Origin of the sequence: Actinophytocola sp., assembly GCF_035762905.1 — a bacterium.
Lineage (GTDB): Bacteria > Actinomycetota > Actinomycetes > Mycobacteriales > Pseudonocardiaceae > DASYTH01.
Genome location: NZ_DASUCC010000105.1, coordinates 1 through 5,843, shown reverse-complemented (window position 1 = coordinate 5,843; position 5,843 = coordinate 1). Strand labels below are relative to the sequence as shown.

At 70.1% G+C, this 5,843-nt stretch carries 5 protein-coding genes and 1 pseudogene; all 6 read left to right on the top strand.

Annotated features, from left to right (window positions below):
* Positions 1-319 (top strand): annotated as a pseudogene (locus tag VFV67_RS23305) (hypothetical protein); the annotation flags it as partial.
* Positions 320-563: 244 nt separating this feature from the next.
* The gene (locus tag VFV67_RS23300; protein WP_326472747.1) at positions 564-1,781 is read left to right on the top strand and encodes a cytochrome P450; all 1,218 of its coding nucleotides are present in this window, start codon (positions 564-566) and stop codon (positions 1,779-1,781) included.
* 27 nt (positions 1,782-1,808) lie between these two features.
* A complete protein-coding gene (locus VFV67_RS23295; RefSeq protein ID WP_326472746.1) occupies positions 1,809-2,009 on the top strand; it encodes a ferredoxin in 201 nt (66 codons plus the stop codon).
* 118 nt (positions 2,010-2,127) lie between these two features.
* The gene (locus tag VFV67_RS23290; protein ID WP_326472745.1) at positions 2,128-2,631 is read left to right on the top strand and encodes a formate dehydrogenase subunit gamma; all 504 of its coding nucleotides are present in this window, start codon (positions 2,128-2,130) and stop codon (positions 2,629-2,631) included.
* Positions 2,628-4,184: an NADH-quinone oxidoreductase subunit NuoF gene (locus VFV67_RS23285; RefSeq protein ID WP_326472744.1), complete on the top strand. Its 1,557-nt coding sequence runs from the start codon at positions 2,628-2,630 to the stop codon at positions 4,182-4,184. The genes VFV67_RS23290 and VFV67_RS23285 overlap by 4 nt, the downstream gene beginning before the upstream one ends.
* The coding region (locus tag VFV67_RS23280) for a molybdopterin-dependent oxidoreductase (protein WP_326472743.1) at positions 4,162-5,843 on the top strand (1,682 nt) is incomplete at its 3' end. The genes VFV67_RS23285 and VFV67_RS23280, both read left to right, overlap by 23 nt.

The following is a 5,843-nucleotide window of genomic DNA, read 5'->3' as shown; positions in this document are numbered from 1 at the left end:
CGGCGACCCCTGGGCCAACTGGCTGTTCATGCTCGGCCTGGCCGGCATCGGCATCGCCCTACTGACCGGCGTCGCAATGCGCATCGCCGCGGTCAGCGGCTCGCTGATGCTGCTGCTGATGTGGGCCGCCGAATGGCCACTGGCCCAACACACCGCCACCGGCGAACTCACCCGCTCCACCAACCCCATCCTCGACGACCACATCATCTACGCCCTGGTCCTACTCACCCTCGCCGCCCTCTACGCCGGCCGCTACTACGGCCTGGGCAACCGCTGGGAACGGCTCGACATCGTGCGCCGCAACCACTGGCTGATCTGATCACCACCCACCCCCACCCCCGCGCCCGGCCCGGCAACCGCCCGGCCGGGCGTTCCCACGTCCGATGCGCGCCGCTGATCAGCCGAGTTACGGAGCACGGCGGCCGGCCCGAAGATCGCGGTTCGCAGGTCTCCGGACGAAAAAGGCAACCCCGCGCCTAACCCAGGGTAGCAATCCGGTTACCCGGGACTAGAGTCGAACACGCTGAGATGGTTGGGAGCTCGGCTGGTTGAGGGGATGGATCATGACGAATACCGCGAATCCGACGTTGCGACTGCCGTTCGAGCGGCCCGATGCGTTGACCGCGCCGCCGCTGTACGAGCAGCTGCGGCGGGAGGGACCGGTGGTGCGGGTGCTGACGCCGGCCGGCGACCCCGCGTGGCTGGTGACCACGTTCGACGCGGCGCGGGAAGTCTTCCGGGACAGCCGGTTCGGCCGGTCGCATCCGGCGCCGGAGCGGGCCGCACGGATCACCGGGGCGGCGCTGCTCGACGGCCCGTCCGGCAACTACGAGACCGAGGAGCGGGACCACAAACGCATGCGCCGGATGCTGGCGCCGGCGTTCTCGGCACCGCGGATGCGCCGGCTCGGTGACCGGATCCGGGAGCTGACCCTGGGTTGCCTTGACGACATGCAGGCCGCGCACGACGCCCGGCCCGGCGAACCGGTGGACATCCAGGAGGTGCTCGCGTTCCCGTTGCCGGTACTGGTGATCTGCGAGCTGCTCGGCGTGCCGTACGCCGACCGCGCGCTGTTCCGCGATTTCTCCGAACGAATCTCGGACTACGACGGCGGCGCGGACGCCCAACTGGCGATGGCCGAGTTCAACGCCTACGTCGCCGGGCTGGTCGCGGCCAAGCGAACCGCTCCCGCTCCGGACGTCATCTCCGACCTGATCGCCGCTCAGGCGGAGGATCCGACCTTCACCGACGAGGAGCTGATCCGGCTGGCGACCGGCCTGTTGTTCGCCGGCCATGAGACGACCTCCAACCGGATCTCGGTCGGGGTGTTGTTCCTGCTCAGCGATCCCGGCCGGCGGGACCGGTTCGTCGCCGACCCGGACGGGCAGGTCGAGTCGACCGTCGAGGAGATTCTGCGGTTGGCATCCTCCGGTGGCACCGGGATGGTGCGCTATGCCCACCAGGACGTGGAGATCGCCGGCGTGCCGATCGCGTGCGGCGATGCGGTGCTGATCGCGATCGACTCGGCCAACCGCGACGCGGCCGCGTTCACCGCGCCGGAGGAGTTCGATCCGGGCCGGCAACCCAACCTGCACGTGGGGTTCGGTTACGGCGCGTACGTCTGCATCGGCGCCAATCTGGCCCGCACCGAGCTGCGCACGGTGTTCCCGTTGCTGTTCGGTCGGTTCCCCGGTCTGCGGCTGGCCGTCGACCTCGGCGACATCGAGATGCGGTCGAACCGGCTCGCCGGCGGCGTGACGTCGGTCCCGGTGCTGTGGTGAGGCACCGGCCGCGACGAGGAGGCTGACATGAGGCTGACGGCGGACACCACCACGTGTGTCGCATCAGGACAGTGCGCCATGCTCGCCCCGGAGACCTTCGGCCAGCGTGCGGACGACGGGACCGTGATCCTGCTCAACAGCGAGCCACCGGCCGACCAGCGCGACACCGCCCGGCAGGCCGCCCTGATCTGCCCGTCCGGCGCGATCCAGATCGTCGAACCGGACTGACCCGCTCACCACACCGCCTCCGGGAGCATCGCCGCAGGTGGCACCGGGTGTTCCGCCGCGGGCCTTGCCAGCCACTATCATCGGAAACGCGGACAGACCACGTAAATGGGAGGTGGAGATGACTCCCGGTGGGGGCGAACAGTCCGTGGCCGAGCGGGTCCGGGCCGTGATCGCCGTGCACCGTGGCGACCGGGGCGCGCTGCTGCCCATCCTGCACGGTGTGCAGGCCGAGTTCGGCTGCGTCACCGCCGACATGGTGCCGGTCATCGCCCACGAGCTGAACCTGTCCCGGGCCGAGGTGCACGGGGTGGTCAGCTTCTACTCGGACTTCCGCTCGGAACCACCCGGTCGGGTGGTGGTCCGGCTGTGCCGGGCCGAGGCGTGCCAGTCCGTCGGCGCCGAGCGGCTCGCCGCGCACGCCATGCAGGTGTTCGGCGTGCGGCTGGGTCAGACGACGCCGGACCGGTCGGTGACCCTCGAACAGGTGTTCTGCCTTGGCAACTGCGCGCTCGGTCCGGCCGCCCAGATCAACGGCCGGCTCTACGGCAAGCTGGACGAGAGCCGGCTGGACGAGCTGGTGCTCAGTGCTGATCTGCGTGGGGCGGAGACGGGGTCCTCATGACCACCACGATCTACGTGCCGCGCGACTCGGCCGCCCGCTCGGTCGGTGCCGACGAGGTGGCCGCCGCGCTCGCACGCGAGCTCGTGGGTTCGGACTTCCGCCTGGTACGCAACGGTTCCCGCGGCATGCTGTGGCTGGAACCGTTGGTGGAGGTGGACATCGGGGCCGGCCGGGTGGGTTACGGGCCGGTGTCGCCGGCCGATGTGCCCGGGCTGCTCGCGAACCTCGGCGGTGACCATGAGCTGTGTGTCGGCCCGGTGGACCGACTGCCGTGGCTGGCCGCTCAGCAGCGGCTGTGCTTCCGGCGGGTCGGTATCACCGATCCGCTATCGCCCGGCGACTACCTGGCCAACGGCGGGCTCGCGGGGCTGCGGCGCGCGCTGGAGCTCGAGCCGGCCGCGGTGGTCGCCCAGATCAGCGAGTCCGGCCTGCGCGGCCGGGGCGGTGCGGGTTTTCCGGCCGGGATCAAGTGGAAGACCGTCCTGGACACGCCGGACGAGCTGAAGTTCGTGTGCTGCAACGCCGACGAGGGCGACAGCGGCACCTTCGCCGACCGGATGCTGATCGAGGGTGACCCGTTCTGCCTGATCGAGGGCATGACGATCGCCGCGTATGCCACCGGCGCCGGCGAGGGCTACGTGTACCTGCGCTCCGAGTATCCGGACGCGGCCAGCACGCTGCGGCAGGCGATCGAGATCGGCTACGCGCGCGGCTGGCTCGGCGAGAACGTGCTCGGGTCCGGGCTGGCCTTCGACCTGTACCTGCGGGTGGGGGCGGGGGCGTACATCTGCGGCGAGGAGACCTCCATGCTGGACAGCCTGGAGGGCAAGCGCGGCATGGTCCGCGCCAAGCCGCCGATCCCGGCGATCACCGGGCTGTTCGGCAAGCCGACCCTGGTGCACAACGTGCTCACGCTGGCGTCGGTGCCGGCGATCCTGACCGGCGGCGCCGAAGCCTACGCCGCGCTCGGCAGCGGCCGCTCGCGCGGCACGCAGGTGTTCCAGCTGGCCGGAAACATCGCCCGGGGTGGGGTGTTCGAGACGGCGTTCGGCCGCACTCTCGGCGAGTTGGTCAACGACTTCGGCGGCGGCACCCGCTCCGGCCGCCCGGTGCGCGCGGTGCAGGTCGGCGGCCCGCTCGGCGCCTACCTGCCGGCCGACGAGCTGGACATCCCGCTGGATTACGAGGCGTTCACCGCGGCCAAGGCGATGCTCGGCCACGGCGGCATCGTGGTGTTCGACGACACCGTCGACATGGCCGCGATGGCCCGCTTCGCGATGGAGTTCTGCGCCGAGGAGTCCTGCGGCAAGTGCACCCCGTGCCGGGTCGGTTCGGTGCGCGGCGTCGAGACCATCGACAAGATCGTCGCCGGCCAGGATCCGGACACGAACCTGGCTCTGTTGAGCGATCTCTGCGAACTGATGACCGACGGATCACTGTGCGCGATGGGCGGGCTGACCCCCAACCCGGTGCTCAGCGCACTGCGGCACTTCCCGGACGACTTCACTCCGCGCCAGGAGGAGACACGGCATGGCTTTGCTCAAGGAACCTGACCTCGGCACCCCGGACGTGTCCGGCCCGGCCACCGTCGCCGTCGAGGTGGACGGGTTGCCGGTGACCGTACCGGCCGGCACGTCGGTCATGCGCGCGGCCGCACTGTCCGGTGTGGACATTCCCAAGCTGTGCGCGACGGACAGCATGGCGGCGTTCGGCTCCTGTCGGCTGTGCCTGGTGGAGATCGACGGGCGCCCCGGAACGCCGGCCTCGTGCACCACGCCGGTCACCGACGGCATGAAGGTCCGCACCCAGACGCCTCGGCTGGAGAAGCTGCGCCAGGGCATCATGGAGCTCTACATCTCCGACCACCCGCTGGACTGCCTGACCTGCTCGGCCAACGGGGACTGCGAACTGCAGGACATGGCCGGCGTGGTCGGCCTGCGCCAGGTTCGCTACGGCTACGACGGCGAGAACCATCTGGACCTGCCGACGGACAGCAGCAACCCCTACTTCGACTTCGAGTCGTCCAAGTGCATCGTCTGCTCCCGGTGCGTGCGGGCCTGTGACGAGATCCAGGGCACGCTCGCGCTGACCATCGAGGCCCGCGGCTTCGCCTCGAAGGTGTCAGCCGGCGGAATGTCCTTCATGGACTCCGAGTGCGTGTCCTGCGGCGCGTGCGTGCAGGCGTGCCCGACCGCCACGCTGCAGGAGAGGTCGGTGGTGGAGCTGGGTATGCCGACCCGCAGCGTGATCACCACCTGCGCCTACTGCGGCGTCGGCTGCTCGTTCAAGGCGGAGCTGCGCGGCGACGAGTTGGTGCGGATGGTGCCGTACAAGGGCGGCGGCGCGAACGAGGGCCATTCCTGTGTCAAGGGCCGGTTCGCCTTCGGCTACGCCAGCCACCCGGACCGGGTGCTCACGCCGATGATCCGGGAGTCGATCACCGACGAGTGGCGGGAGGTCGACTGGGACACCGCGATCTCCTACACCGCGACGAAGCTGCGCGAGGTGCAGGAGCGCTACGGGGTGGGTGCGATCGGCGGGATCACCTCCTCCCGCACCACCAACGAAGAGGTCTACGTGGTGCAGAAGATGGTCCGCGCCGCGTTCGGCAACAACAACGTGGACACCTGCGCCCGGGTGTGCCACTCACCGACCGGCTACGGCCTCAAGCAGACCTTCGGCACCTCGGCGGGGACCCAGGACTTCAAGTCGGTGGCCGAGGCCGACGTGATCGTGGTGATCGGCGCGAACCCGACCGACGGGCACCCGGTGTTCGCGTCGCGGATGAAGAAGCGCCTGCGCGACGGTGCCAAGCTGATCGTGATCGACCCGCGCAGGATCGACCTGGTGCGCTCGCCGCACATCGAAGCGGAGTACCACCTGCCGCTGCGGCCGGGCACGAACGTGGCCGTGGTCAACTCCCTCGCGCACGTCATCGTCACCGAGGGCTTGGTGGACCAGGACTTCGTCGCCGAGCGGTGCGAGGGTTACGCGGAGTGGGCGGAGTTCATCGCCCGTCCGGAGAACAGCCCTGAGGTCACCGAGTCGATCAGCGGCGTGCCGGCGGCGGACCTCCGTGCCGCGGCACGGTTGTACGCGACCGGCGGCAACGCGGCGATCTACTACGGCCTGGGTGTCACCGAACACAGCCAGGGCTCGACGATGGTGATGGGCATGGCGAACCTGGCCATGGCCACCGGCAACATCGGCCG